The 26433-nt window shown below is 40.7% G+C and carries 17 protein-coding genes; 3 read left to right on the forward strand and 14 right to left on the reverse strand.

Translation table 11 applies throughout. From position 1 onward, the window contains the following. The 11 genes from Q4533_RS01540 to Q4533_RS01590 form a co-directional block, all read right to left on the reverse strand. The gene (locus tag Q4533_RS01540; protein ID WP_102530718.1) at positions 1 to 1074 is read right to left on the reverse strand and encodes an efflux RND transporter periplasmic adaptor subunit; all 1074 of its coding nucleotides are present in this window, start codon (positions 1072 to 1074) and stop codon (positions 1 to 3) included. 214 nt (positions 1075 to 1288) lie between these two features. Further along, positions 1289 to 2593, reverse strand: a complete 1305-nt coding sequence (locus tag Q4533_RS01545) for an OmpP1/FadL family transporter (protein WP_303410832.1) — start codon at positions 2591 to 2593, stop codon at positions 1289 to 1291. Positions 2594 to 2997: 404 nt separating this feature from the next. Next, positions 2998 to 4449, reverse strand: a complete 1452-nt coding sequence (gene putP / locus Q4533_RS01550; RefSeq protein WP_303501547.1) for a sodium/proline symporter PutP — start codon at positions 4447 to 4449, stop codon at positions 2998 to 3000. A gap of 161 nt (positions 4450 to 4610) precedes the next feature. Then, positions 4611 to 5315 (reverse strand): DUF3379 domain-containing protein, encoded by a 705-nt coding sequence (locus Q4533_RS01555; RefSeq protein ID WP_102475695.1) that lies wholly within the window; start codon positions 5313 to 5315, stop codon positions 4611 to 4613. Next, positions 5308 to 5871, reverse strand: a complete 564-nt coding sequence (locus Q4533_RS01560) for a sigma-70 family RNA polymerase sigma factor (protein ID WP_102437495.1) — start codon at positions 5869 to 5871, stop codon at positions 5308 to 5310. Before Q4533_RS01560 ends, Q4533_RS01555 begins: the two co-directional genes overlap by 8 nt. A 96-nt stretch (positions 5872 to 5967) precedes the next feature. After that, positions 5968 to 7590: a BatD family protein gene (locus Q4533_RS01565; protein WP_303501550.1), complete on the reverse strand. Its 1623-nt coding sequence runs from the start codon at positions 7588 to 7590 to the stop codon at positions 5968 to 5970. Further along, positions 7584 to 9572 carry a VWA domain-containing protein gene (locus Q4533_RS01570; protein ID WP_303501552.1) on the reverse strand — a complete coding sequence of 663 codons (1989 nt, stop codon included), beginning with the start codon at positions 9570 to 9572 and terminating at the stop codon, positions 7584 to 7586. The genes Q4533_RS01565 and Q4533_RS01570 overlap by 7 nt, the downstream gene beginning before the upstream one ends. After that, entirely contained in the window at positions 9572 to 10576 is a 1005-nt protein-coding gene (locus Q4533_RS01575; RefSeq protein WP_303501554.1) for a VWA domain-containing protein, read from the reverse strand. Before Q4533_RS01575 ends, Q4533_RS01570 begins: the two co-directional genes overlap by 1 nt. Beyond that, positions 10564 to 11115 (reverse strand): DUF4381 domain-containing protein, encoded by a 552-nt coding sequence (locus tag Q4533_RS01580; protein ID WP_303501557.1) that lies wholly within the window; start codon positions 11113 to 11115, stop codon positions 10564 to 10566. Before Q4533_RS01580 ends, Q4533_RS01575 begins: the two co-directional genes overlap by 13 nt. After that, a complete protein-coding gene (locus tag Q4533_RS01585) occupies positions 11116 to 12063 on the reverse strand; it encodes a DUF58 domain-containing protein (protein WP_241904013.1) in 948 nt (315 codons plus the stop codon). Between the two features lie 18 nt (positions 12064 to 12081). Beyond that, positions 12082 to 13038: a MoxR family ATPase gene (locus tag Q4533_RS01590; RefSeq protein ID WP_102437486.1), complete on the reverse strand. Its 957-nt coding sequence runs from the start codon at positions 13036 to 13038 to the stop codon at positions 12082 to 12084. A 400-nt stretch (positions 13039 to 13438) separates the two neighbouring features. Here Q4533_RS01590 and fadI point away from each other — a divergent pair, with 400 nt between their 5' ends. The 3 genes from fadI to Q4533_RS01605 all read left to right on the forward strand — a co-directional run bounded on the left by fadI (position 13439) and on the right by Q4533_RS01605 (position 17327). Next, positions 13439 to 14749: an acetyl-CoA C-acyltransferase FadI gene (fadI, locus tag Q4533_RS01595; RefSeq protein WP_076537168.1), complete on the forward strand. Its 1311-nt coding sequence runs from the start codon at positions 13439 to 13441 to the stop codon at positions 14747 to 14749. 5 nt (positions 14750 to 14754) lie between these two features. Further along, entirely contained in the window at positions 14755 to 16875 is a 2121-nt protein-coding gene (fadJ, locus tag Q4533_RS01600; protein ID WP_303501559.1) for a fatty acid oxidation complex subunit alpha FadJ, read from the forward strand. Between the two features lie 263 nt (positions 16876 to 17138). Then, positions 17139 to 17327: a hypothetical protein gene (locus Q4533_RS01605; RefSeq protein ID WP_241901111.1), complete on the forward strand. Its 189-nt coding sequence runs from the start codon at positions 17139 to 17141 to the stop codon at positions 17325 to 17327. A gap of 198 nt (positions 17328 to 17525) precedes the next feature. On the opposite strand, the gene Q4533_RS01610 is transcribed toward Q4533_RS01605, so the two are convergent. The 3 genes from Q4533_RS01610 to Q4533_RS01620 all read right to left on the reverse strand — a co-directional run bounded on the left by Q4533_RS01610 (position 17526) and on the right by Q4533_RS01620 (position 26078). Continuing rightward, on the reverse strand, positions 17526 to 18677 hold the full coding sequence (locus Q4533_RS01610) for a hypothetical protein (protein ID WP_303501561.1): 1152 nt from the start codon (positions 18675 to 18677) through the stop codon (positions 17526 to 17528). 88 nt (positions 18678 to 18765) lie between these two features. After that, positions 18766 to 23055, reverse strand: coding sequence for an EAL domain-containing protein (locus Q4533_RS01615; RefSeq protein WP_303501563.1), 4290 nt, complete (start codon positions 23053 to 23055; stop codon positions 18766 to 18768). 290 nt (positions 23056 to 23345) lie between these two features. Continuing rightward, a complete protein-coding gene (locus tag Q4533_RS01620; protein ID WP_303501696.1) occupies positions 23346 to 26078 on the reverse strand; it encodes an insulinase family protein in 2733 nt (910 codons plus the stop codon). Positions 26079 to 26433: the final 355 nt, after the last annotated feature.

Raw genomic sequence — 26433 nt, forward strand, 5'->3', positions numbered from 1 at the left:
CTACTCCTTACTTTGGTTAGCTGCGCGCAGTAACACGTAGCGACTGGCGTTAAGGATAATTTCATCACCTTTATCAAGACCTGATAACACTTCAACGGTTTGCTGTTGCTTGTCAATTTTTCCGAGGCGAATTTGTGTTAACAAGGTGTGCTGACCCACTTTTCGGTACACGCCATCCAGATCATTGACCTGATAAAGAGCACTTAAGGGAATAATGACCACGTTGCTGGTTTTAACGGGTACCGCGATTTTAACCCATTGGCCGGTGAGTGCTTGAGGATGACTAAAGTTAATTCTTACTTGATGCTGATGACTGTTGGCATCGGCAAATTGGTAAACATTGATATCGTTGCTGATAACTTTTTCACCATTGGTTAAGGTTAATTCAAGCTGCTTAGCCGCTTGCAGGTTGGCTAAGTAACGCGAGGGAACATTAAAAGTGGCACGTAACTCTCGGGTATCAAAACCGGAAAATAATGGCTGACCGTATGAAATGGTTTCACCGAGTTCAATAAAGCGTTCAGTCACTCGGCCTTCAAATGGCGCAGAAACCACAGTGTAATTTAAACTTTGTTTTGCTTTATTAAGCTGAGCTTTTGCCGCGGATACCGCTTGCTTACTGGATTTGGCATTGGCGGTCGCTTCATCCATTTGCCCTTGAGATATGGCACCTTGAGGAAACAGCGCCGCATAACGAGTTAGTGTCGCTTGTGCTTCAAAGTTCATGGCTTCTGAACTGGCAAGCTGAGCCTCTGCCGCATTAAATTCTGCGGTCTGCTCATCACTGGTAATTTCAAGTAAAGACGCGCCTGCGGTGACCACATCATTGACATCATAATTGACCTGAATAATGCGCCCTGAGGTTTGTGCTGAAACGGTAGCGGCTTTAATCGCTTCCACTTGTCCATCAATGATTATTGATGAAACAGACTCTGTTTCAGTGACTGTTAGGGTATCAAAAGCTTTATCGGTTTTTAGTTTGTCTGTATCAGCTATAGCGCTATAGCTAACAATAGCCAGCAAAGTAGGTATTACTGCACTAAATAAAGATAAGCGTTTGTGAAAGGTTGCCATGTACCACCTCAAAAATTTGTTTATGAGAAAATTCTAATGGACTTTAATGTTAAGCGCAATTCATTTATGAGAAAAATCTAATGAAAGTATAGCAGATATAAAAAAACCACCGATGGATCATCGATGGTTTTTAAATTATTAACCGTTTTAGTGATATAGAATAAGTTTTAATTACTCAATCTGTTTAATGAAGTCTGTTTAAGTCACTGTCTGCTTAAAAAGTGTAGTTGTACTGTAATGAGTAGTAGTTTGCACCTGATTCTGTATAAGCGCCAATAGAAGGAGTTAACAGGCTATCTTCGATAACATGGACTTTCTCGCCAGCAACCAGGGTGTAACCGAAATCAATGCTCGATTTTTCATTAATGTGGTAACTAAAACCTGCTGAGTACCACATACGGTCTGAATCAGGGATTGATAGCGATGATACTTCACCAACCACACCTTGGTCCTTTGCAATACCCGCTCTTACAGTCCATTTATCATTGATGTCATAAGTGGCACCAAGGCTTAAGAACCAAGAATCATCCCAGTTATAATGCTTAAGAATATAACTATCAGAGCCTTTATCACCATCTGTTAATTCGATGTTGTCGAAGTTACTCCAGCTGGTCCACTGGGCTGTATAATGGATAGCGAACTTGTCAGTTAGCTGATGAAAACCAGCAAGCTGGGCAATATCGGCCAGAGGGATATCTATTTCATCAAAATTTTCGGCTACCATAAGTGGTATATTGCCTAGGTTAATATCTTGACCAAATGTAATGTCACCTGAAGCCTTCATGTTCGGGCTTTTGCGATAGCTTAAGCCGATTCTGTTGTTTTCATTGATCTCATAAGCAAGACCGAAAATGGCGCCAAATCCCCAACCATCTGCATCAATATTGACAAGGTCTAGATCTGCAGGTAAATCGCCAATAGGCGTAGAGAATGTGTAATTACCTTGCCTAGTCAGTGTTCCCATACCTTTTATGGCATCAATACCCAGACCTAAACTCAAAGAATCGTTAATACGATATGAAACACTAGCATTAAAGTTAATGGTGGTCACTTCAGTATTACCCAATAAATCAATTGGGGTATTGATGTCATGACCTGAATTTAGCGGGGCTAAATCAGTGCCTGTACCATAGTTACTAAATGCAGCAACACCAAAAGCCCATTTGTCATTAATTGGGTTGATGTAATAAAAACTTGGGATAGGCTTACCTTCAGCGGCATTATCCATAGCACCTAAATATTGACCATCACCAGAACCATCACCAATCATGGCATCAGTCACTTCAACATTCACATCAGCATAAGTACCAACAACCGAAATTGCTGTCTTATCAAATAATGCCATTGCCGCTGGGTTGCGAGCCAATACTGAAGCGTTATCTGCGATGATGGCATCCCCCGCCATTGCGCGGCCTAAACCGGTTGCAGACTGGCTGTTGAGTTGAAAACCTGCTGCGAATGTTTGAGTACTTGCTAAAGCTACAGCTGCTGCCAGTAGTGTCTTGTTGAATTTAGTCATAATTATTGCTCATCTTTATTGTCGCATATGCATGAATACTGCATGTGTTCATATCACTGCCACTTATATTTGAGCGCATCTTAGGTAACACAAGTAAGCTATACAACTCCGACCAGTGACTTTTGGTGTTGAATTTTTGTTAATAATTTGAGCTGTTAAATATAATTGTGAGAAGGTCTTACAAACCTTTGTGGGAGTTAACGCTGTAATTTCAGTGGTTTGAGTTTGATTTTATAATGATAACTTTGTTAGGTTGCTGTAATTAAGAATTGTGACTAGGGCTGCTTTTTAGCTAACACCTGTACGCTGAGTTTAGAATTTTTACTCTAGAAATGAGCCAGCCGACTAATTGTTGTTAACGAAAAAGTCGGCAGGTGTTTACTAAGGGTTAACCTTGTAAAGCACTAAAGTGACTGGCGAAAGACCTTGAATGAGGCCAACGTCTCTGTGCTTGCAGGAAATAGCTTACTGACTAAGATACCTGCCAATGAGGCGAGCAAAAATCCAGGGACTATTTCGTACAAGTCAAAAATACCACCAGAGAGTTGTTTCCAGACCACCACGGTCACCGCACCGACAACAATTGTTGCTACAGCGCCGTTACGACTATATTGCTGCCAAAATAGTGATAGTAATACCACAGGGCCAAATGCTGCGCCAAAGCCTGCCCATGCGTAGCTCACTAACCCTAGGACACTGCTTTCAGGATTAAGTGCAATGACTGCGGCCACAATAGCAATGGCGATAACCCCCAAACGGCCCACGAGCATTAACTCTTTATTACTCGCATCGGGTTTAATCCATTTGCGATAAAAGTCTTCAGTTATTACGCTTGAACAAACCAAAAGCTGTGAATCAATGGTGCTCATGATCGCTGATAAAATTGCTGCAATTAACAAGCCGCCAACCCATGGATTAAACGCAGCATGGGCAAGGTGAATAAATACAGTTTCTGGGTTATCTAGGGGAGTGTCGGCAAAATACAAGGTACCAGCGATACCCGTTGCCAATGCACCAATCAGAGAAATACCCATCCAGCTCATAGCAATGCGACGAGATAACTTAATGTCTTTAGCGCTGCCAATGGCCATAAAGCGAGATAGAATATGTGGCTGGCCAAAATAACCTAAGCCCCAAGCCAGTAATGACACTAAGCCGATGACTGTGGTGTTTTCACTGACAAACGACAGCATGGCAGGGTCAAGTTGCTGCAGGTTTTCTTGAGTCTCAGGTTGGCTGAAGATGGCAACAGGTACAATAAGTAAGGCCACTAACATTAAACAGCCTTGGAAAAAGTCAGTCCAACTGACGGCAAAGAAACCGCCTACAAAAGTGTAAGAAACGATGATTACTGAACCTATAATGAGTGCTAAGGTGTAATCAAGGCCAAATACTTTTTCAAATAATATTGCGCCGCCAACCATACCTGATGAGGTATAAAAGGTGAAAAAGACTAAGATGGTGACCGCAGCAACCATTTTTAATACGCCTTGGTTATCATGAAAGCGATTTTCAAAAAAGTCAGGTAATGTCAGCGAGTTGTCAGCCAGTTCAGTGTAAATACGTAAACGTTTGGCGACAAAAAGCCAGTTGAGCCAGGCACCAAATATCAGTCCAAAACCAATCCAAGCTTCACCTAAGCCGTCTAAATACACTGCACCAGGTAAGCCAAGTAATAACCAACCTGACATATCTGATGCACCAACACTTAATGCGGTGACAGCAGGGCCCATTTTTCGGCCACCCAGAATATAGTCGTCAACGGTATCTGTTTTACGATAAGCCCAGTAGCCAATCCCCATCATTAACGCGAGGTAGCCGATAAAAGTGATTAGAATGGGGGTTTCTATGGTCATGATACTTCCGTATTTTTATTATTGTGGCGCATATGCTAGCAGATGTATGAGCCAGTGCACAATTTGGGAAGTAAATTTGATGTGATAACAAGCACTCAATAAGTTTACATTGACTGCTTATTATCTAATTGATAGGAGATGGTTACAGGTTGTGACTATAACTAGATAAAGGTTTGCTCTATTTCAGATTTAACAAACTGTAAATCAGTATCTTGCTCTGCAACTAACATCATGAATGCCCCAGCTGTTTGAAAGCCCAAGCCCTGATAGTGTTGATCTGCAAAAGCTTCTTCGGTGACCATTCTATTTTCAGCCGGGACAATAAAGAGGGTGACTTTACCGTCTTTACCTTCCATCACTAAGTGCAAGCTTTTAACTCCTTGAAAGTCACAATAGGAGGTATAAAACACTTTTCCGGGCTGTTGAATGAATTTGGCGTTTTCTAAACCGCCAATACCAGCCAGTTTAAAATTAACATCTTCAAAGCCAACATTTTGATCAACCAGCATTGATTTGGGTTCATGGTATACATGAGCGAGCGCATGCTCAGCTAAGTCAACGGGGGCAAATTTTAACATGCTAAAACTTAAACCGATGACTAATGCCACGGATGCAGCCATAGCCATTAAATAACGAGTATGCTTTTTTTGCTCCTGATGTTTATTCAGTTGCTGACGTAATAATAATTTATCTGCTAAATCATTAGGCACATCAATATTAAGCGCATGGGTAAGCTTACTGTCTAATGTTTTTAATTCACTGACTAACTTTGCATCAGACTCAGACGCAGCAATTTGTGCCAAGAAATCTTCATCTTGGCTGTTGGGGTCGTCATAGGCATGGCGACGAAATTGTAGATCATCCATTTGATTGACCTCTAACTTCAGGAGACTCTAAAGCGTCTTTTAATTGATTACGGGCACGAAATAATCGCGTCATGACGGTGTTTCTATTAAGTTCAAGCAACTCTGCAATTTCTTCACCACTAAAACCGCCAATGAGTTGCAGCAGTAATGGCTCTCGATATTCAATCTCTAATAAGCCGATCTGTTTACGTAGCCAATATTGCTCTGTTTGCTCTTCGGTAGTGGAAGACTTTTGGTCTTCAAGCAACTCTTGCTCTACATCACTGTAGTCAAACTGCTTACGTTCAAATCGACGGGCATTCTCTCGGCGCAAGATAGTGATCAGCCATGCTTTAGCGGCTTTGTCATCTTTTAAAGAGTCAAGCGCACGCCATGCACGTAAAAAGGTTTCTTGAGTGACGTCTTCAGCAACATGTTTATCGCCGATAAGCCAATAGGCATATCGGAAGATATCTGCGTGAAGTGCCCGGACGAGGCTGTCGTATCGTCGTTGTTTAGTTAACATGTCAGATATGACCGTGGGTTCGGACTTTTTATTTCGCAAGCTATCAAACATTTTTATCTTTTTGTTAAAAATATTATGTTCGATAGCTTAAAAGGTTACTGATGAATAGCAAGTATAATTATGCTTGCTATTCAATCAGTTTATTCGTTAAGGGTTTAACGAACTCAGCGCAGATGGGGAGTTTACTGCAGAATTATGACTGTAACTCTCAATGGCTTTTAATAAAGCCGCTTTATCAACAAATGTTGAAGATTGGCTGTATTTAGCCTGCTGTAATTGATGAGTTGCTTGAGCTAGCGCAGTTGATAACTGGCTAATATCAGCCAAGTTCATTGGTTTGTTTAGTAATGTAGAAAAATGCTGCTGCAGTAATGTAATGACTTGAGATACATCATTTTTATCACAGGCGAGGCTGATGTCTTTGATGCTCACTCGAGCAGAGGAGGACTGAACATCAACATTTTCAGAGGTAACTGTTAGCGACTTTTGCTTACGGGCGTTTAACCACAGGGCGATTGTGATAAGCCATAATGCGGCAAATAGCAGTGTTAACCAAGGCCAAAAACCAGGATTATTGCTGGGCTGTGTAACCTCAGGTGTAATTGGCGTTGGTGCTTGTTCTGGATTAGCCGCAATGGTCACTATTCTTGCTGAAATGGTGGTAAATTGCTGCTGACGTAGCTGCGAGTTCCACCACGGAATTGTAATTTCAGGAAGGGTAAATGTTCCAGCTTTGGTTGGCACGATAGCAGTGGTAAGGCTGTACTGGGCCACTACATGGTTTTCTCTAAGTACAGTTTGTCTAACTGGTTTTTCTGGATATGATTTCAGCGCACTTGGCATAGCTAATTCAATGTCAGGCAGGCTATTACTGTCAGCATTAGATGCGATGATATTAATGGTGCGGGTGATTGGGCTACCCACTTCAAATTCACTGCTGTCTTCAGGCCACACTTCTTTAGCGATTAATAAATCACTGACGAGCCAATCACCTTGATAGCTGTCAGGTATGGGTTTAATTATGATTTCAGTATCTTCAGCAGCAGCTTGCATCGGACGGCTTTCATTAAAGCCAAACATGCCGCCACGTCGTGGTGCTTCAACTAAAATATCACCTGAAAAACTCGCACCTTTAATGGCGAGTTTACCTGGAGTATCGGCAATCATGGCATAGGTTCGCTCAATTACGCGAAAACGGCGGCCATTAACCACTTCAACACTGTCTTGATCTTCGCCAAGCTGCTTGATCTCAGCACCTGATATTTCTGGGGCGCTAATGACACCACGCTGTAATTCAGCAGCTAAAAATAGCTTAACTTTATAGGTAATTAATTGGCCCACATAAGCTTCTTGAGTGCTAACTTCGCCTTCCACAAACAAATTGCGCATTTGCTGAGGCTGGGAGCCAGCATCTAAAACCGTTAACTCGATGGGATTAGATTGAATACCTTCCATAGTAAAGGCAGGAATAGTCACAGTGCCGCTATTTTTAGCCGATAATAATACTTGCCAGCGGGTTTCTTTACTGGAGTTGAAGTTAACGATTTGCGTGCTTCGTCCCACGCTAGTGCGGCCGACAACAAAGTCTTTTAGCAATATTGAGGTGTCTAATGAGCCTGCATTAACATCATCATCTGCGGTGACGTTTAATACAAAATACTCACCTTGCATGACGGGGTTACGGTCCACCGTTGCTTGAATGTTAGTGACCGCGAGTGCTTGCCCTGTAAAAAGAATAGCGACTAGGGCTAAAATGATTCTGTTTACCACTGTTGTTTATCCTTAGGAAGTTGGCCGTTTTGACGACGCTTTTGATATTCCAATAGCATTTTGTTTCTAATTAATACTTGTGGATCTTCACTGACTGCGCGAAGTGCTCTTTCTAAATCTGCTGGCAGCGGCTCTTCAGATAAAGCCGATGAGGCCACTGGTGTGCCAGACTCAGAATCTGGCTGTTGTTCTGATGTTTCAGCAGCTTGAGCTTGTTGTTGAGTCTTGTCTTGTTGCTCAGCAGTTTCAGGCTCAGCTTGAGCTTGGTTATCTTGACTGTTAGCTTGCATTTCAGCTTCATTATTATCGGCTTGTTGCTCATTTTGTTGAGATGAAGCTGATGAACTTTCGTCAGTCTCATTGGGGCTGTCATCTTGTTGAGAGTCACTAGATTGCTGATCCTGCGGAGAATCATTCGCAGATTGATCTTCTTGTGACGGGTCATTTTGAGACTGCTGCTGTTGAGATTGCTCAGAGCTAGACTCATCACTTTGAGATTGATCTTGCTGTGATTGATCTCCTTGAGATTGATCATTTGATGACTGCTCATCATTTGGCTTCTGGTCAGATGATTGGTTGTCATCACTTTGCTGATCCTGCTCCGACTGTTGCTCTTGTTGCTGCTTCATTTGCTCAGCCAAAGCGAGGTTTTTCTCGGCCTGAGGGAAATCTGCTTGTTGAGTTAATGCTTGCTTATAACGCTTTATCGCCTCATCAATTTTATTCAGCTGCAGTAAACTATTGGCTTGATTATATAAACCATTGGCAGAGTCATCTTGCTCAAAACCGCTTAAGGCATTTTCATAGTTACCAGCCTTATATTGGGCGCTAGCTTGCCATTGAGGCTGGTCAAATTGCTCGGCAGCTTTAGAATAGTCTTCTGCTGATTGAGCCTGATTAAATTGCTCTAAGGCTTGTTGATCGGCGGTTTGCCATAAATCATCCCAGCTATTAGCTGAAGCAGGAGTTGGCTGCATCAATAAGCCTAGCGTGAGGACACTCACCATAGGCAGTACTGTAAACCTAAAACTCAGCAGTACTGGAATAATCAACAGGAGGGCAATATAAGGGCCTAAATCTTGCCAAGCTTCACCTTCAAGTTCGGTGGCTTTTGCATTACCATCATTAGCAAGCCATGCTTCGAGTTGGCCCAGTGCAGCGCCGTCTGCCCGTGCTGGTAACATTAAACCGCCAGTGGGAGTAACCAATTTATCAAGCAATGAAAAGTCAGTTTTATCAACCACGATCTCACCGGCATTATCGCGCATAAGCTGACCATCTGGCAGCTGTATTGCTGCGCCTTGTTGGCTACCAAATGCCATCACCGATACTCGATATCGACTGCCATCCAGCGCTTTTGCTGCCTGCGCATATTGGGCTGCATTAACACCATCGGTCATCACAATAATATCACCGCTGATATGCCCGCCTTGACCTAATAACTGTTGGGCAAGGGTAAGGGCGGCGGCTAAATCTGAGCCTCTAACGGGCATAATGTCCGGGCTTAAGGTTGGGAGCAGATTTAATAGGGTAGAGCTATCACGGGTTAACGGACTAATAGTAAATGCATCTCCCGCAAAAGCGATTAACCCAGTTTCACCTTCTTTTAAATTGGTTAAAAAATCGGTGGCTCGATATTTGGCCTGGGATAGTCGATTAGGTTTTTGATCGGTTGCATACATGGATAAAGACATATCCATTACCAGTACACGCCCTTGCTCGCTAGCGAACACAGGTAGGCTTTGTTTATTCACGGCAGGGCCCGATATGGCCACAACCGCAATAAACCAACACAGCATTAATAACCATTTGGGTTGTTTTTTGATGTGTGCAGACTCACTGATCAGGGTGCTAGCAAGGTGAGGGGCAATATAGTGTTGCCATGCAGAGTTATTTTTACTCTGGCGCCACAAAAATAGTCCAATAATGGTTAATGGAATTAAGGCCAATAGCCATTCAAGGCGGATAAAATGCAAACTCATTATTTATCCTCCTTGTAAAAGGCTGAAGTCAGATTTTTAGGTAAATTCATTTGACTACGTAGACTAATACTTAAACTGATTAATAACGCTAACAACAATGGCCAGTAAAATAACTCGCTTTGGGGGCGGTAGGTTAATTGGTCGCGACTGACTGGCTCTAATTCATCAATTTTTTGATAAATTTCTTCTAGCTCTTCGCTATTACGGGCTCTAAAGTAATGACCATTGGTCATTTCTGCAAGCTGTTGTAATTGCGCTTCATCAAGATCTGCTGACGGGTTTACTTTTTCAGTGCCGAAAATACTGCGTCTTTCCAGTATTTCAGCGCCAACACCGACGGTATAAATAGTGACATTGCGTTCTGCAGCGATGCGAGCTGCCACTTCAGGTTCTATGTTACCTGCGTTATTTGAACCATCGGTGAGTAAAATGAGCACTCGGTTACTGTCGTTAACGTTATCAAAGCGTCTCACCGCCAATGCAATTGATTCACCAATGGCGGTTTGTTTGCCCACTAGGCCAATTTGACTATCGGCGAGGAACTTTGCCACCGAGCGTCTATCTTGGGTCAGTGGCGCTTGTAAATAGGCGTGATCGGCAAATAAAATTAACCCAAGGCGATCACCATTACGGCGTTCGATAAAGTCGCCAATCACATGTTTAATAAGGGTCAATCTATCAACCGTTTTGCCTTCAACAACCATGTCTTCAATTTGCATACTGCCGGATAAATCGACTGCCAGCATTAAGTCGCGCCCTTCAGATGGCAGCTCTATAGGCTCGCCTAACCATTGGGGCCTGACAAGTGCGCACAATAAACATGCCCACATTAACCAATACAATTTACGGGATGGTTTGTCAGCATGGCTTGATATGACCTGATCAGCATTAGCGATGCCAGGAAGTTGCAGGTGACCGCCATTATTTTTTGAAACGCGCTTTGGTTTTAACAGCCAAGGTAATGGCATTAAAAGCAATAACCACGGCCATGCTATAGAGAACATGATGCCTCCTGTGGACTATTTGCTTGCGTATTTGCGCTGTTAGCGATGCTTTTGATGGCATTAAGGGGCGCAAAGCGAGCTTTTTTAGTTAACCAAGACTTGGCTAACTTAAATAACTGCTGCTTTTCAGCTGCATTTAAGCCACAAGCTTGATAACGCTTGGCTAATAACAAGCCAATTTGGCCTTGCTCTGCTTGCGGTAACCTTAGCTCAAGCCATTTGAACCATTGGTCGCCATCAAGTTGTGCAAAATCCTGTCTGGGTAAATAACTCAAGGCAGTTCGTTTTAGTAAGCTATTAATCTGGCTTGGGTATTGACTGTCATTTATATCAAGTTGCTGTAGTTGCGCTAATGCGGCCTTTCTCGGGGCGTGATATTTGGCACGTTTTCGCAGCTTGATGAAAGTGATGACACCAGCCGCGATAATGATAATCGCCACTAGCCAATAACCGGGGGCAAGGGGCAATTGTGATATTGGCTGCGGCAGCACGATATCTTCCATTTGCATTAATGCGGGATTGATTTGAGGAGCATTCATCTAACGTAATAGTTCCAATTGATCGCTAAGACTCTTACCTGCATCGATAAAGCGGGTTTGAACTTTGAGCATTTTCATTAATTCAATAAACTGTTGTTGACGAGCTAACTGTTCATTTAACCACACATCGTAGCTATGGCGAGTTAAGGTAAGTTGTTGCTTACCATCACGTACAGGCAGTGAAAATCGCTTTGGTAACGCTAATGTGCCTTGTCGTAATGGGTCTGTAATAATAAAGGCACCCACATCACAATGGCGTTTAAGCTCGGTGAGTGCCGCTAAACATTCTTGGCTAAAGTGCTGGCCATCAGTAATTATCCATACCAGTGAGCCGGGTTTAGCGATGCGTTGCAATCGCTGGCAAGCCCGTAAAATATGCTGGGGATCTTGGGGTAATTCATCAAAGTGATTTAACTGGTTTTGATGCACTTTGATTAATGCTGATGTGAGCTGCAAAATACCTTGTCGGCGACTGCGGGGTTTTAACTCCACATGTTCGGTTTCACTGGCAATCAATGCCCCCAAACGGTCACCGTGGTTAATGGCGTTCCAGCCAAGTGTTGCTGCGACATGGGCGGCTTGCAGAGACTGTAAAAGCAAACTCGAGCCAAAAAATAAGCTATGACTTAGATCGACCAGCAAGATAATAGGGCGTTCACGTTCTTCAATAAATAATTTGGTGTGGGCCTTGCCAGTTCTGGCCGTAACGCGCCAGTCTATGGTGCGCACATCATCACCATTTTGATAATGTCGCACTTCGGCAAATTCCATTCCACGCCCTTTTATGAGGCTGCTTCTATGGCCTGCAAGGCTGGCTTTTGCGCGGCTACGTTTCTCAGGCATCGCACGGGCAATACTCTGGCAACTTATTAGCTCTTGCTCATTAAGGTTGACGCCATTACTAAATAGCGGCAACTCTTTTTCAATTGACATAGCGGTTACTGACATAGTGGCTATAACTCAACATTAAGGTACAGCCACTTGGCTTAAAATATGATTTATGACGTGATCTGCACTAATCCCTTCTGCCTGTGCCTGATAACTCAACAGTAGACGGTGGCGTAAAACATTAGGCGCCACAGCTTGAATATCTTCAGGTGAGACAAAATCGCGTTGATGTAACCAGGCTCTGGCTCGCGCGCAGCGCTCTAATGAAATTGAAGCGCGGGGACTCACGCCGTATTCAAGCCACTTGGCTAGTTCTGGGCTATAACGCTCTGGCTGACGAGTGGCCATAATAATTTCTACGATATAGCTTTCAAGGGGCTCAGCTAAGTACAGTTCCATCGCTTGTTCACGGGCAGAAAATACATCTGCTTGTACCACAGGCTCGATGGTCGGTAACTGATGAGTCAGTGCTTCGTTACGAGACTGACGCAAAATCTGACGCTCGGTATCGGCACTTGGGTAATCTAAATTTAAGTGCATTAAGAAGCGATCTAATTGCGCTTCAGGTAGCGGGTAAGTCCCTTCGTTTTCAAGTGGGTTTTGGGTTGCCATCACTAAAAAGAGTTTTGGCAGCGGGTAACTGTGTTTACCTACGGTCACTTGTCCTTCAGCCATGGCTTCAAGTAATGCGGATTGTACCTTCGCTGGAGCGCGGTTAATTTCATCGGCAAGGATTAAGTTATGGAAAATCGGCCCCGCTTCAAATTCAAAGGTACCCGTTTGAGCGCGATAGATATCGGTGCCGGTTAAGTCCGCTGGTAATAAATCAGGCGTGAACTGGATGCGATGAAAGTCGCCTTCAACGCCATCACATAATGCTTTTACTGCACGGGTTTTGGCTAAACCTGGAGGGCCTTCAACCAGTAAATGACCATCCGCTATTAAAGCGATCAGCATATTTTCTGTTAAAACCGGTTGTCCCAAAATGACATTATCTAAATAAGCGCGTAAAGAATGAAATCGACTCAAAGGCATGATGATACTCAAATTTATTGTCTAAAAAACGTTATCTAATTCACTCTATGTTAATGAATTTTATTGGCCTTTGGCTAGTAGCATTAACAGAATTTCATTTTTATTTATTCGTGGTGTTCATTAACTGCAACTAAAGGTGCGTTAGCTAGCTTTAATCGATACTTAAATATATTAATAAAGCTAATGCTCTAAAGTTTAACCTTCTGTATTTAATATATAAATCTCAATTGGGTTGTTAATTTTGTTGGAAATTGTCCGGTTATTTTCATACGGGTGTTTTAAACTTGCTAATTAAAAGTTAGAATCAGATCACACTTTTATGGTCAGACCAGATAACGCTGACAAAATGGATTTTCACTGAAAAGCCTATAAAGGCTAAACAATTAAAAGAGGGTGAACAATGAGTGATAGACAACAAGTAACCAATGCCCGCGGCGAGCGCATTGCAATTGTAGCGGGTTTACGAACGCCTTTTGCCAAACAAGCCACCGCATTTCATGGCGTTTCAGCTTTAGATATGGGCAAAATGGTGGTTAATGAATTGCTTTCTCGCTCAGAGTTAGACCCAAAAACCATTGAGCAATTAGTTTATGGTCAAGTTGTGCAAATGCCTGCTGCGCCAAATATTGCTCGTGAAATCGTATTAGGCACTGGCATGGATGTATCAACGGATGCTTACAGTGTCACTCGTGCTTGTGCGACAAGTTTTCAATCGGCAGTGAATGTGGCTGAGTCAATCATGACTGGTAATGTTGAAATTGGTATTGCTGGCGGCGCAGATTCATCTTCTGTTTTACCGATTGGCGTTTCAAAAAAGCTGGCTCATGCGCTTGTGGACTTAAATAAGGCCCGTACCTTTAAACAAAAATTCGCCATTGCACGTCGTTTGGGTTTAAAAGACTTAATGCCGGTACCGCCAGCGGTTGCAGAATATTCTACCGGTTTGTCAATGGGGCAAACGGCTGAGCAAATGGCTAAGACCTATTCAATTAGCCGCGCCGATCAAGATGCACTGGCTCATCGCTCACATACTCTGGCAACAGAAACTTGGAACTCAGGTAATTTACGCGATGAAGTGATGACGGCTCATGTGCCTCCTTATAAGCAGTTTATTGATCGTGATAACAACATTCGTGAAAACTCAGTTTTAGAGTCTTACGCGAAATTACGTCCAGCTTTTGATCGCAAACATGGTTCAGTTACCGCAGCCAACAGTACGCCGCTAACTGATGGCGCATCAGCAATTATCTTAATGAGTGAAGGCCGTGCCAAAGCATTAGGTTATCAGCCTATTGGTTACATTAAGAGCTATGCCTTTACTGCCATTGATGTTTGGCAAGATATGTTAATGGGGCCATCTTATGCTACGCCGCTAGCACTAAAGCGTGCTGGTATGCAGTTAGAAGATTTAACCTTAATTGAAATGCATGAAGCATTTGCAGCGCAAACCTTAGCCAACATGCAAATGTTTGGCTCTAAAAAGTTTGCTGCAGAAAAGTTAGGCCAAAATCGTGCGATTGGTGAAATCGATATGAGTAAATTTAACGTACTAGGTGGTTCATTAGCTTATGGGCATCCATTTGCGGCTACGGGTACGCGTTTGATCACTCAAGTATGTCGTGAACTTAAACGCCGTGGTGGTGGAACCGGTTTAGCCACAGCCTGCGCAGCAGGTGGTCTTGGCGCTGCAATGATAGTAGAAGTGGAGTAATTCTGATGGAAAAGACATTTAATTTACAACGCCGTGAAGACGGTATTGCGGTTTTGACTATGGATGTTCCTGGTGAAACCATGAACACCTTAAAAGCAGAATTTGGCCCAGAAATTAGTGACATTCTTACCGAGATAAAAACTGACGCTAGCATTAAAGGTTTAGTGATTATTTCAGGAAAATCTGACTCTTTTGTTGCTGGCGCTGACATCACCATGTTAGATGCCTGTACCAGTGTTGCTGCTGCCAAAGAACTATCACAACAAGGGCATGTGGTATTTAATGAATTAGAAAACCTCACTATACCGGTTGTTGCTGCTATTAACGGTGCCTGCTTAGGTGGTGGATTAGAGCTAGCGCTAGCGTGTCATTTGCGTGTGTGCAGCGACAGTAAGAAAACTATTATGGGTGTGCCTGAAGTTCAACTTGGGTTATTACCAGGTGGCGGGGGAACCCAACGTTTACCAAGAAAAGTCGGTATTACTACAGCGCTCGATATGATGCTAACAGGTAAGCAGCTGCGTCCGAAACAAGCACTGAAAATAGCCTTGGTTGATGACGTTGTTCCAGAGTCTATTTTGCTTGAGACTGCAGTTGCCATGGCAAAAAAAGGCAAGTCTGCTGCTAAAGTGGTTAAAAAGTCTGCTTTAAACAAGTTGCTTGAATCAACCAGTACGACTCGTGACATTATTTTTGATCAAGCCGCTAAACAAGTGATGAAGAAAACCCAGGGTAATTATCCTGCTCCTGCTAAAATCATTGATTGTGTTAAGCAGGGTATGAATAAAGGCATGATCAAAGGCTTAGAAGTTGAAGCAAGTCATTTTGCTGAACTTATTATGTCACCAGAGTCAGAAGCGCTTCGTAGTATATTCCTTGCAACCACAGAAATGAAAAAAGAAACCGGTGCAGAAGGGGGCAAACCTCGCAAAGTGAACAAGGCACTGGTTATTGGTGGTGGCTTAATGGGTGGCGGAATAGCCTCTGTGACGACAACCAAAGCTAAAATTCCTGCTCGTGTTAAAGATATCAATGAAACCGGCTTAAGTAATGCGTTGGCTTATGCTTATAAGTTGTTAGCCAAAGGCGTTAAGCGCCGTCATATGACTCCGGCAGTTAGAGATAATCTAATGGCGTTAATGACGATAACCACTGAATATAGCGGCGTAAAAGATGCTGATATCGTAGTAGAAGCAGTATTTGAAGATTTAGCATTAAAACATCAAATGGTGAAAGATGTAGAACGTGAATGTCATGAAAATACTATCTTTGCATCTAACACATCTTCATTACCAATCAGCCAAATTGCCGAAGCGGCCAGTCGACCTGAAAATGTGATTGGTCTGCATTATTTCTCGCCAGTTGAGAAAATGCCGTTAGTGGAAGTGATTGCGCACAAGAAAACCTCTCCAGAAACCATTGCTACGACAGTGGCCTTTGCTCGTAAGCAAGGTAAGACACCGATTGTTGTTCAAGACGGAGCCGGTTTTTATGTAAATCGTATTTTAGCCTTATACATGAATGAAGCTGCGCAAGTGCTTCTTGAAGGGCAAAAAATTGAATTTTTAGATAAAGCGTTAGTTAAGTTTGGTTTCCCTGTAGGACCTATTACTTTGCTAGACGAGGTAGGTATTGATGTTGGTGCTAAGATCGCGCCGATCTTAACTAAAGAACTGGGTGAGCGCTTTGAAGCTCCAAGTGCATTTGATAAGTTACTTGCAGATGACCGTAAAGGCCGTAAAAACGGCAAAGGTTTTTACCAATACGGCAACAAGAAAAACAAAGCTAAGCTAGTGGATGAAAGTGTATATCAAGTACTAGGCATTAATAATCAGTTAAGTGGTAGTGAAAGCGATATTGCTATGCGTTGTGTTGTGCAGATGCTAAACGAAGCTGTTCGTTGTTTAGATGAAGGCATTATTGCCAATGCAAGAGACGGTGATATCGGTGCTATTTTTGGAATTGGTTTTCCGCCATTCTTAGGCGGTCCTTTCCGTTATATGGATACCATGGGGATCAATAATCTAGTGTCAAAATTACGTCAGTATCAGCAATTACATGGCGAAAGATTTGCCCCTTGTGAAAGATTAGTCAAAATGGCTGATGAGGGAGCGAGTTTTTATTAGTCTAAACTAAGACTTTAAGGATTACGCATTTAACAAAGCGGCAACATGATGCCGCTTTTTCATTCTAAAGTGGCAGAGATTTGCCTGTTTTATGTACGCTGCGGAATATTTTGACTGTGGCTCAATTAAAAATCCCCATAGCTTTGAGTATTTGGCTTGGTTATAATGTGACCAAAGCTAGCATTGAACACAAAAACTTAATGCTTCGAGCTTAAGAAATGATGTTAACTGAATGAATTGTAGAGGTTTCAGTGGTATTTCTAGTGTTTATTATTTCAATCTTATCGGCGATTTATCTTGGCAATTGTGCTTTTGCTCAAGGTATGGCAGTAAAAAGATGGTCATTTGCCGGTTTGTTGATGGGCCCTCTGGCTTACCCATTGTTCAACAGTCATAAATATTTATTAACCCGTAAACTAGCGGTTAGTAATGAACAGCAACAATACTTTTAGCAAATTCCACGTATTAAAAAGGGAGCTAATGCTCCCTTTTTCTTTGCCTGTAAAATATCACTACAAGACTTAGTTCCACCATGCTTTAGCTGGGATGACCTCTAGATGCTCAAGGCCTTCAGGTAATTTAACTTTCTTACGTTGCGGCTGTGCAATTCCTAGTGCTTTTAATAAAGAGTTAAACATAATTTTATCTCCTTAAGCGATGCTTGAATTGGTGTATTTAATATAAGGGCTGCTGGCTAGTTGAGTACCCGTTTCTGAATACTTGATATATGGGCTGCTGGCTAGTTGAGTACCCGTTTCTGAATACTTGATATATGGGCTGCTAGCTAGTTGGGTACCCGTTTCTGAATACTTGATATAAGGGCTGCTAGCTAGTTGGGTACCCGTTTCTGAATACTTGATATAAGGGCTGCTAGCTAGTTGAGTACCAGTCTCTGAATACTTGATATAAGGGCTGCTAGCTAGTTGGGTACCCGTTTCTGAATACTTGATATATGGGCTGCTAGCTAGTTGGGTACTCGTTTCTGAATACTTGATATATGGGCTGCTAGCTAGTTGGGTACCAGCCTCTGAATACTTGATATACGGGCTGCTGGCTAGCTGAGTACCCGTTTCTGAATACTTGATGTAAGGGCTGCTAGCTAGTTGGGTACTCGTTTCTGAATACTTGATATATGGGCTGCTGGCTAGTTGGGTACTCGTTTCTGAATACTTGATATATGGGCTGCTAGCTAGTTGGGTACCAGCCTCTGAATACTTGATATACGGGCTGCTGGCTAGCTGAGTACCCGTTTCTGAATACTTGATGTAAGGGCTGCTAGCCAGTTGGGTACTCGTTTCTGAATACTTGATATAAGGGCTGCTAGCTAGTTGAGTACCCGTTTCTGAATACTTGATATACGGGCTACTGGCTAGTTGAGTACTCGTTTCTGAATACTTGATGTAAGGGCTGCTAGCTAGTTGAGTACTCGTTTCTGAATACTTGATATATGGGCTGCTAGCTAGTTGGGTACCCGTTTCTGAATACTTGATATAAGGGCTGCTAGCTAGTTGAGTACCAGTCTCTGAATATTTGATATAAGGGCTGCTAGCTAGTTGAGTACCCGTTTCTGAATACTTGATATACGGGCTGCTGGCTAGCTGAGTACCCGTTTCTGAATACTTGATGTAAGGGCTGCTGGCTAGCTGAGTATTAGATTCTGAATACTTGATATGACCACTTACTACTTTAGCTTTCTGGTTAGAAGTATGCAGCCCTTGATTAGAAAATACTGTTTCCGTCGTATTAATAGCAGCGTTAGAAGTTGAAGATAAAATTGCAGCTACGATAATTCCATTAATCATTGTTTAATCTCTCTATTCAGGGTTAATTAAAGTTTTAACTTTTATTTGACATCTGAATAGAGGATTGCAGTTGTTATGCCAATGTTGCTTAAATGGCGGTTTTTTTACTTTGTTTTTTTTGATTGATGTTTAATAATTCGGTGAAATCTTTTTCTGGAACAGGCTTACTAAAGATGTAGCCTTGGATTTCTTCACATTTTAAGGCTTTTAATATATTTAATTGCGCGGTTTCTTCTACACCTTCTCCGACAACAGATAAGCCCATGTTATGTGCGATAGTAATAATGCTATCGACCATTTTTAAATCACGATCTGATTTATCGATATCATCCACAAAAGATTTATCAATTTTCAAACAATGAATTGGGAAATGTTTGAGATATGAAAGCGATGAATACCCAGTACCAAAATCATCAAGGGCTAGAGTCACCCCCATTTGGGCAAGCTGATTCATTACTTTGATGGCATTATCTGGATTTTTAATAATGGTACTTTCAGTAATTTCTAGTTCAAGGTGACAAGCTGGGAGCTTTGTGAGCTCTAATACACTTAATATGCGTTGCTGTAAATCAGGTAGGGCAAACTGTCTTGAAGATAAGTTTATGGCTACACGGCCGTTAAATACACCTTGTTCGCGCCACTTCTGTGCTGCAAAGCAGGCTTTACGTAAAACCAGATCGCCAATTTCGACAATTAAACCATTTTCTTCAGCAAGTGGAATAAATTCATTTGGCGGGATGACACCAAATTCCGGATGAACTAATCTAACTAAAGCTTCCATTCCAGCAAGGCTGTCTTGTTTTAAATCGACTTTGGGTTGGTAATAGACTTCAAAGTAATCTTCTTTTAATCCTTCTCGGATCAAGTTTTCTACTTCTAATTGGCGTAGCGCATTTTTGTTTAAAGACTCTGAATAGAATTGGTAACGATTGCCACCCCCTGATTTGGCATGATACATAGCGATATCTGCTTTTCTTAATAGGGCTTGTTCATTTTGCTCATCTTCAGGGTATAAAACTATCCCGATACTTAAGCTAATAACGAGGGATTCGTTATCAACTTTAAACTCTTGTTTCAATGAGTCTATTATTCGAGAGGCGATAGCCGCACATGAACCAATATCAGGGTTATGGTCAACTAAGATGGCAAATTCATCACCGCCAAGACGATATAAACTAACGTGATTTGGAATATTTTCTTGAAGCCTACGAGCGACATCAATAAGTAACGCATCACCAGTTTGGTGGCCTAGCGAGTCGTTAATACGTTTGAAATTATCTAAATCCAATACCATTAATGTATGGTGGACGTCTTTTTTCACTAGATTGTTCAAGGTTACTTGTAAACTAGAACGGTTAGGTAGCCCGGTGAGCAAATCACTATTGGTTAATTTGCGTAGTTCTTCTTCTTCTTGCTGTTTACGACGAGTAATATCTGAGAATACCCCTACGTAATGACTGGTTTCGCCTTGTTCGTTGTATATAGCATCGACGGTGAGCTCCATTAAGAAATGGCTACCATCGCCGCGATTGGCCTCTACTTCATTACTCCAGCTGCCCTGTTGGGCCAAAGCTGCGTGAATTTGGTTAGAGTAGCTGTCAGGGTAACGAGTAAAGTTAAATAATTGTCCAAGAAATTCAGCTCGGTTTTGGGCGGTTAATTGACAACAAGCATCGTTGACTTCAACAAAATGAAATTTGTCATCTAGAATAAACATGCCTTCAGAAATGTTTTCAATTGCTCTTTCGAATAGTCTTAATTGTTCTTCGGTTTGTTTAATATTATTGATGTTTTTGATGGTACCCGTCATACGCAGCGGTTTTTCTTTGTGATCCCTTTCAACAATTTTTGCTCTATCTAGTACCCAAACCCATTTGTGTTGAAGGCTTTTAACGCGGTATGCAACTTCAAAATGATCTGTTAGCCCTTTAAAGTGGTCATTAAGGGCTGTTTTAACTCTATTTTGATCGAGGGGGTGAATATTGCTTTCTTCTCCAGGTTTTCCTGAGCGATGGCCATCTTGAGGAAACTCTAATGTTCCCCAGATATTGGATCGGTAAATTTCACCGGTTTCAATATCCCAATCCCACATTTCATCACCGCTACCCCATAGTGATAATTTTAATCTTTCTTCACTAAGGGCTATTTGTTTTTGTATTTCTCGTCTGCGTAAAATTGTCTTGGCTATGAGTAGCAATATTAATAAGCCCAATACGGTATAGGATAGTTTTGCTTCAAAAGATAAATACCAAGGCGGGGTTATAGTCACTTGTATTGATTTTGTTTCTCCTTGCTTGCCTGATAAATTATTAATAGCATAAACGTTAAAATAGTAAGTGCCAGCAGAAAGGTTAGTATAAGTTGCTGAGTTAATATTTTGAGCAGGTAACCAATCGTCATTTAACCCTTCCATTTGATAATAAAAAGTGTAATCGTCCAAAGACTTGCCTGGTGTAATAAAAGTAAAGGAGAAAGGATAGTCTGAGTATTTTAACGTTATATTTTCTTGGATGTTAATTGGTTTTGATAAGATATCTCCACCAAGTTTTTCTGTGATGTTAAAAACCTGGAAATCGGTCAGAGCAACTTTTGATGGGATTTCACTAATGATTTCATTATATATTTTTTGAGGGTTGATAATACTTATTCCACTTGAACCAGTAAAAAGCATATCATCCCCAGTAATTATTGAACCTTGAGAGTTATAATCATTTTGCGCGCCATTTTTATTTGATATTGAGGTATTTTTTAGGTTTATTTTGTTAGTGATATTTATTTCTGTATCCGAAGCCGAGACAATAAAACTATCTAAGATTTCAATTGAGTAAACTATTTTGTTATTTTGGAATATTTTTTGTAAACTTAAGTCTTTAGTTGAAAGCTTTAAAAGTGAATTTATTGTACCGAATAGTATGTGATCTCCATCTAAGGCAAGGCTCATTACCATATTTTTATCATATACTTTATCTTTGTTCTTACCCGTGATTCTGAACAAACCACCTTGGGTAGCAGCCCAAAATGTATCATTTTCCCTTAGTACTTGAAATACCGGATAACGCTCACCTGTGGTTATAGTTTGAATTAAATTATCATTTTTTAAAATTAGTATTTTTCCATCAATGGTTGATGCATAAACCAACTTCCTTGCTTTATCAACTGTTACATAGATTACTTGTTCATCAGATAGTTTTATTGTCGTTAATGAGTTTAAATCAACTTTAGTCAATCCATTGATGTTACCGATGTACAAATTGTCATCTAATAATTCAATAGATTTTGGTCCTTGTATATTGTTCAGTTTTATAGTCGATTTTTCTTTTAAATTATTATCTAATATTTTTACTTCAGAATTGCCAGTTGCAATAAAAATACTATTCTCATTTGCTGTTATTGACCAAGTATTTCCATTGATTTTTTTAGAGGTCTTTATTAGATTCTTATTTCTATCGATTTTTATTAGTCCGATATTAACGTCTGCAACAAAAATAGATGATTTTGTTTCTGTTATGATCGGTCTTGTTATTGAAGTGTTGGCAGTAATATAACCGATATTTTTTATTTTTTTATTTTTTGAAACGGTGACGAGATTTGAATTGATTATTGATGTTATACTATCGTTTCTTTTTGATTGTTCCAAATACATGAGTTGATGATTTGAAAACTTCATCTTTAGGTTGTTTTTGAAACTATAAAGACCATTTGGAGATGATATAATAAGCTCATTGTTTAAAAGTCCAATATCATTTGAATTGTGCTCTATGATAGATAAATTGTTTTTTGATAGTTTAAATACTAAGCCATTATAATTTCTGATAAAAAAATCATCATCAATTTTAATTATTCGTTTTACTTCTTGTAATATTTTACTTTCATAACTCCAAATAACCCGAGTTAATTGCTCATTTAAAATGATGATTCTATTATTAAGACCAAGCGCGATACCTTCTGGTAGATGTGCAAGGTGCCAAATCGATTCATCAATAATCTTACCATCTATTACGATGGGGATAAATTTTTCTGAATTTTCATCAAAAACAGCTAAGCCTTTATCAGTGCCAACAATAAGCCTATTTTTTTCATCAATAAGCAGTGTTTTTACAAATGAGCTGGGCAAGTTTGTATTGTTATTTTCTGCATAGAAATGCTTAAAATTGACTCCGTCAAATCGATTAAGTCCGTTTACTGTACCGACCCATATATAACCTTGGTGGTCTTCGACAATACTTGTCACATTCGGTTGTGATAAGCCATTATCGACAGTAAAGGTTTCAATGTTAAGGTTCAACTCATAATCATTACTTTCAATAGCAAAAGCCGAAGACGAAATGCTTTGAAGAATAAAAAATGCGCATATTAAGAATGGTCTAATCATTGACATATTAAGGATACTTTTGTCTGCTGCAATTGATAATTATTTACAATAAAGTACCACTTTTTCAGAAAGTTAAGCCTTTGTCAAAAAATGGTTGATTTCTAAGGTTGTGAATGATCAGTATAGTGTTTTCTTTGTAGGGCATATAGTGTTTATTTAGTGTTATTTATTTCATAATTATCTAATTTTAACGTTTTTATAGCGTATTCCACTGGGTTGCTGTATTTATGCGCAGTTTAGTAAAGTAGTAACAATTAATTATGTGATTAAGTTACGGGTGAAAAATATTACGTTTCTCAAAAATTAAACTTCTCTGCTTGCTGCTTAAAGCCTTTCAAGTCTGTTATCACTTGAGTGTTAGCAATAGGCTCAAGTTGTTGATGCTGCTCTCCAACATTAAATAACACTAATCGGTCACTGTGCTTTGAGCGCATATTTTCTACGATAAACTTAATCAAATCAGCGCGGGTGAGCTTTTTAATTTCCTCTATTACTTTTTCCCTTTGATTAAATTCATAATCACGATTACCAAGACAGACCCAGTAGCGTTGGCTTCGGCTTTTCAAACTAGCATCTTTTTCTGAAATTTGGTTGATCAAACCTTGCTTAGTAGCTTCCCACTGCCCCTTGGTTATCTGCATGACTGCATAGTTAAAGTCCGCGATAAATTCATCGATGGCTTCAAGAAGCTTTCGTGGCGCAGTTGTGGGTGATTGGATGTAGAAAATCATCCCCGGGTGTCGATTTAAAGGTAAATAGCCCGTTCCGACCATATAGCCAAGTTGTTTTTCTGTTCTGAGTTCATGGAAAAATGTCGAAGACATCGTATGATTTAATAAACTAAACAGCCCAATTTGATGGGGAGTTGTTTGTTTTGATTGGTAGTAAATAATGATCGCGCTGTCTTGATGCTCAATGTTGAGTTCGCGCATTAACATGCCGCGATTAGACAGATTAATGAGTTCGCGACTAGATTCGTTACTGGGCTTTGTTACCAATGACAGAACCTGTTTTAAGCGTCTCGCCAGTTGCTGGGCTTCACTCGCTAACCAGTCACCATAGACTAAACCTTCAACATAAATTTTTTCATAAAATGCCCCTACGTGTTCATGTAATTCATCTAGTGTCACTTCCTCTAGCATTTCTGCCATTCTAGTGGGCTCGTAAGAGCGTTTCTGCAGTGTCACAGTCAAGCTAGTGAAGAGCTGCGCGATGGGTTTGGCTTGGGCTGCGTTAGTCCAACTGCGGATAAGCTGCTTTTTGATAAGCTTAAACCTATCTTGGGTAAAGTTTCGCTCTCTGGCTTTTTCAATTACTAAAGCTAATAGCGTTTCTTGATTACCGGTAAAGCCGGTTAGATGCAGTGTTATTCCACCTTGATGAGGGTAAATATTATAATTTAGTCCTGCTACTTCAGCCTGATAAGTGGCTTCAGCGAGGTAATCTAGCACCATCTCAACATACAGTCTTGTTAACGCGGCATGCTTTGGGGTGGGGCTAGCTTGATCTGAGTCCAAGGATAAATATAAATGTCCTTTGGGTACGTTAAACTCATCATCTTTACGATGCCAAAAACGGTAACCTTCATCTTCAGCCACAATGGTCGGCACAGCACTGGTACTTAGTTCACTTCTAGCTTGTGGGTCGTCAACGATAAAAGGATTTTTAAGGGGTAATTTTAGTTCTTTTCTTGGTTTTACCTGCTGCCAATGGGCCACTTTTTCTTTTGAGATCTCCTCAATAGAGTAAGGGGTAAAATACCATTGCGCCTGAGTGTCAGTACTTACTTCCTTTGAGAGTAACTGAGTACGCATGTTGTTAGGATTAAAATAATGAAGTAACTCAAGAGTTTCTGTCTCAATAAGTTTATCCATTCGGTAATCACCGTAAACCACATCTTCAACATCATAGTGCTGCATGTTGATACTAAGGTGGCTGGCAAGATCTAGATTTTTGATTTGTTCTTGAAATTTAAAGGCTGTAGATAACAGGCTTGCTCTTTCTTGATAACGCCAAGGCTCAATGCCTGACTCTTTAATTAATTCAAGGTATTCAAATGTGCAGGTTACGATTTCATCAACTTGCGTTAAACCTTTGTCGGTTAGCTGGATACTGATGCTGTAATCTTTGAAGTTGTAACCACTGACCCCACCACCTGCCGATAAATTATTGGCTAGACCATGCTCTTTTAAATATGACAGTAAACTACCAGGACTTTCATTGCCTAATAAGTGACTAATGAAAGTCAGTGGTTTGGTTTTATAAAAAGGTTCCATGCTAGGCAGGGCAAAACTAATATTGAGCCTCTTTTGCTCTTTTACTGGCATGATATTAATTTTTTTTAGTAATAACTCTTGGCTTAAATAAGGGGTGTCAGGGTAGCTCTTTATTATCTTTTTATTATTAATAGCACTGAAATATTGTTGTACTTTTTCAGCTTGCTGGTCTAACGATAGCGGCGATATTAGGCATAATGTCATAATGTTGGCGCTGTATTTTTCTTGATAGAAATCCAGTAATTCTTGGCGCACATCAGCTTCGTCGCCTGCTAAGGTTTGCAGATTGCCCACTGAAAATTTACTGAATGGATGTGCTGGATTGATTGATTCTTTTTGTACTTGGTAAACCCGTCTAATATCGTCTTTAAGCTTTAAACTGTATTCAGAATCAATGGCATGCCTTTCTCTATCAACGAGTTCTAAGTCAAATTTAGGAGCGATAAAAAATTGACTAAATCGGTCTAAAGATTCTTCAAATTGCTCAGCATCAATACTATAGAAAAAATTAGTTTGTTCAGTGCCTGTCCAAGCGTTGTTGGTACCACCATGGTGATTGATAAACTGATGATATTCACCAGAATCTGGATACTTTTCAGTGCCTAAAAACAGCATATGCTCTAAAAAGTGCGCCATGCCGGGTCGTGAAGTGGGGTCGTCAAAGTGACCCACAGATACGGTCATGGACGCTGCCGCATGGGTAGCCTTGGTATCTTCAACTAATAACACCCGCAATGCATTTTCCAAAACCATATATTGGTATTGGCGATGATCATTTGGGCTTTTCACTATTTCAGGCTGTGTAGTGTCTGGTTTTATGGTCAAGATAATGCTCCAGATGAGAAGGCACTGTATAACGACTTGAGTAACTACTTGGGTTCTTTGTTGCTCACTTTGCAACTATTAAAAAAGTAGTTTGAATATATATAGTGATATTGTTAGCGGTTTTTAGCAACTTTTAGTCACACTGTTGAAAGAGTTTAATAGCTTTTCAGAATAATACGCATAAAATTCATAGAAACATCGACTAAAGACTAATTAATTTTACTTCATAGTTTCTTTGTGGATGAATTATTTAAGGCTACAATTAGCCAATAAACACTATAAT

Source organism: Shewanella sp. 6_MG-2023, from assembly GCF_030547195.1.
Classification (GTDB): domain Bacteria; phylum Pseudomonadota; class Gammaproteobacteria; order Enterobacterales; family Shewanellaceae; genus Shewanella.

Coding starts and splice junctions, on each gene's coding strand:
- fadI (WP_076537168.1), top strand. CDS start 13,439: ATGAGTGATAGACAACAAGTAACCAATGCCCGCGGCGAGCGCATTGCA.
- Q4533_RS01570 (WP_303501552.1), bottom strand. CDS start 9,572: ATGAGTTTGCATTTTATCCGCCTTGAATGGCTATTGGCCTTAATTCCA.
- Q4533_RS01620 (WP_303501696.1), bottom strand. CDS start 26,078: ATGGTTTTGGAAAATGCATTGCGGGTGTTATTAGTTGAAGATACCAAG.
- Q4533_RS01585 (WP_241904013.1), bottom strand. CDS start 12,063: ATGTCAGTAACCGCTATGTCAATTGAAAAAGAGTTGCCGCTATTTAGT.
- Q4533_RS01560 (WP_102437495.1), bottom strand. CDS start 5,871: ATGTTTGATAGCTTGCGAAATAAAAAGTCCGAACCCACGGTCATATCT.
- Q4533_RS01555 (WP_102475695.1), bottom strand. CDS start 5,315: ATGGATGATCTACAATTTCGTCGCCATGCCTATGACGACCCCAACAGC.
- Q4533_RS01615 (WP_303501563.1), bottom strand. CDS start 23,055: ATGTCAATGATTAGACCATTCTTAATATGCGCATTTTTTATTCTTCAA.
- Q4533_RS01545 (WP_303410832.1), bottom strand. CDS start 2,593: ATGACTAAATTCAACAAGACACTACTGGCAGCAGCTGTAGCTTTAGCA.
- putP (WP_303501547.1), bottom strand. CDS start 4,449: ATGACCATAGAAACCCCCATTCTAATCACTTTTATCGGCTACCTCGCG.
- Q4533_RS01590 (WP_102437486.1), bottom strand. CDS start 13,038: ATGCCTTTGAGTCGATTTCATTCTTTACGCGCTTATTTAGATAATGTC.
- fadJ (WP_303501559.1), top strand. CDS start 14,755: ATGGAAAAGACATTTAATTTACAACGCCGTGAAGACGGTATTGCGGTT.
- Q4533_RS01575 (WP_303501554.1), bottom strand. CDS start 10,576: ATGTTCTCTATAGCATGGCCGTGGTTATTGCTTTTAATGCCATTACCT.
- Q4533_RS01610 (WP_303501561.1), bottom strand. CDS start 18,677: ATGATTAATGGAATTATCGTAGCTGCAATTTTATCTTCAACTTCTAAC.
- Q4533_RS01540 (WP_102530718.1), bottom strand. CDS start 1,074: ATGGCAACCTTTCACAAACGCTTATCTTTATTTAGTGCAGTAATACCT.
- Q4533_RS01580 (WP_303501557.1), bottom strand. CDS start 11,115: ATGAATGCTCCTCAAATCAATCCCGCATTAATGCAAATGGAAGATATC.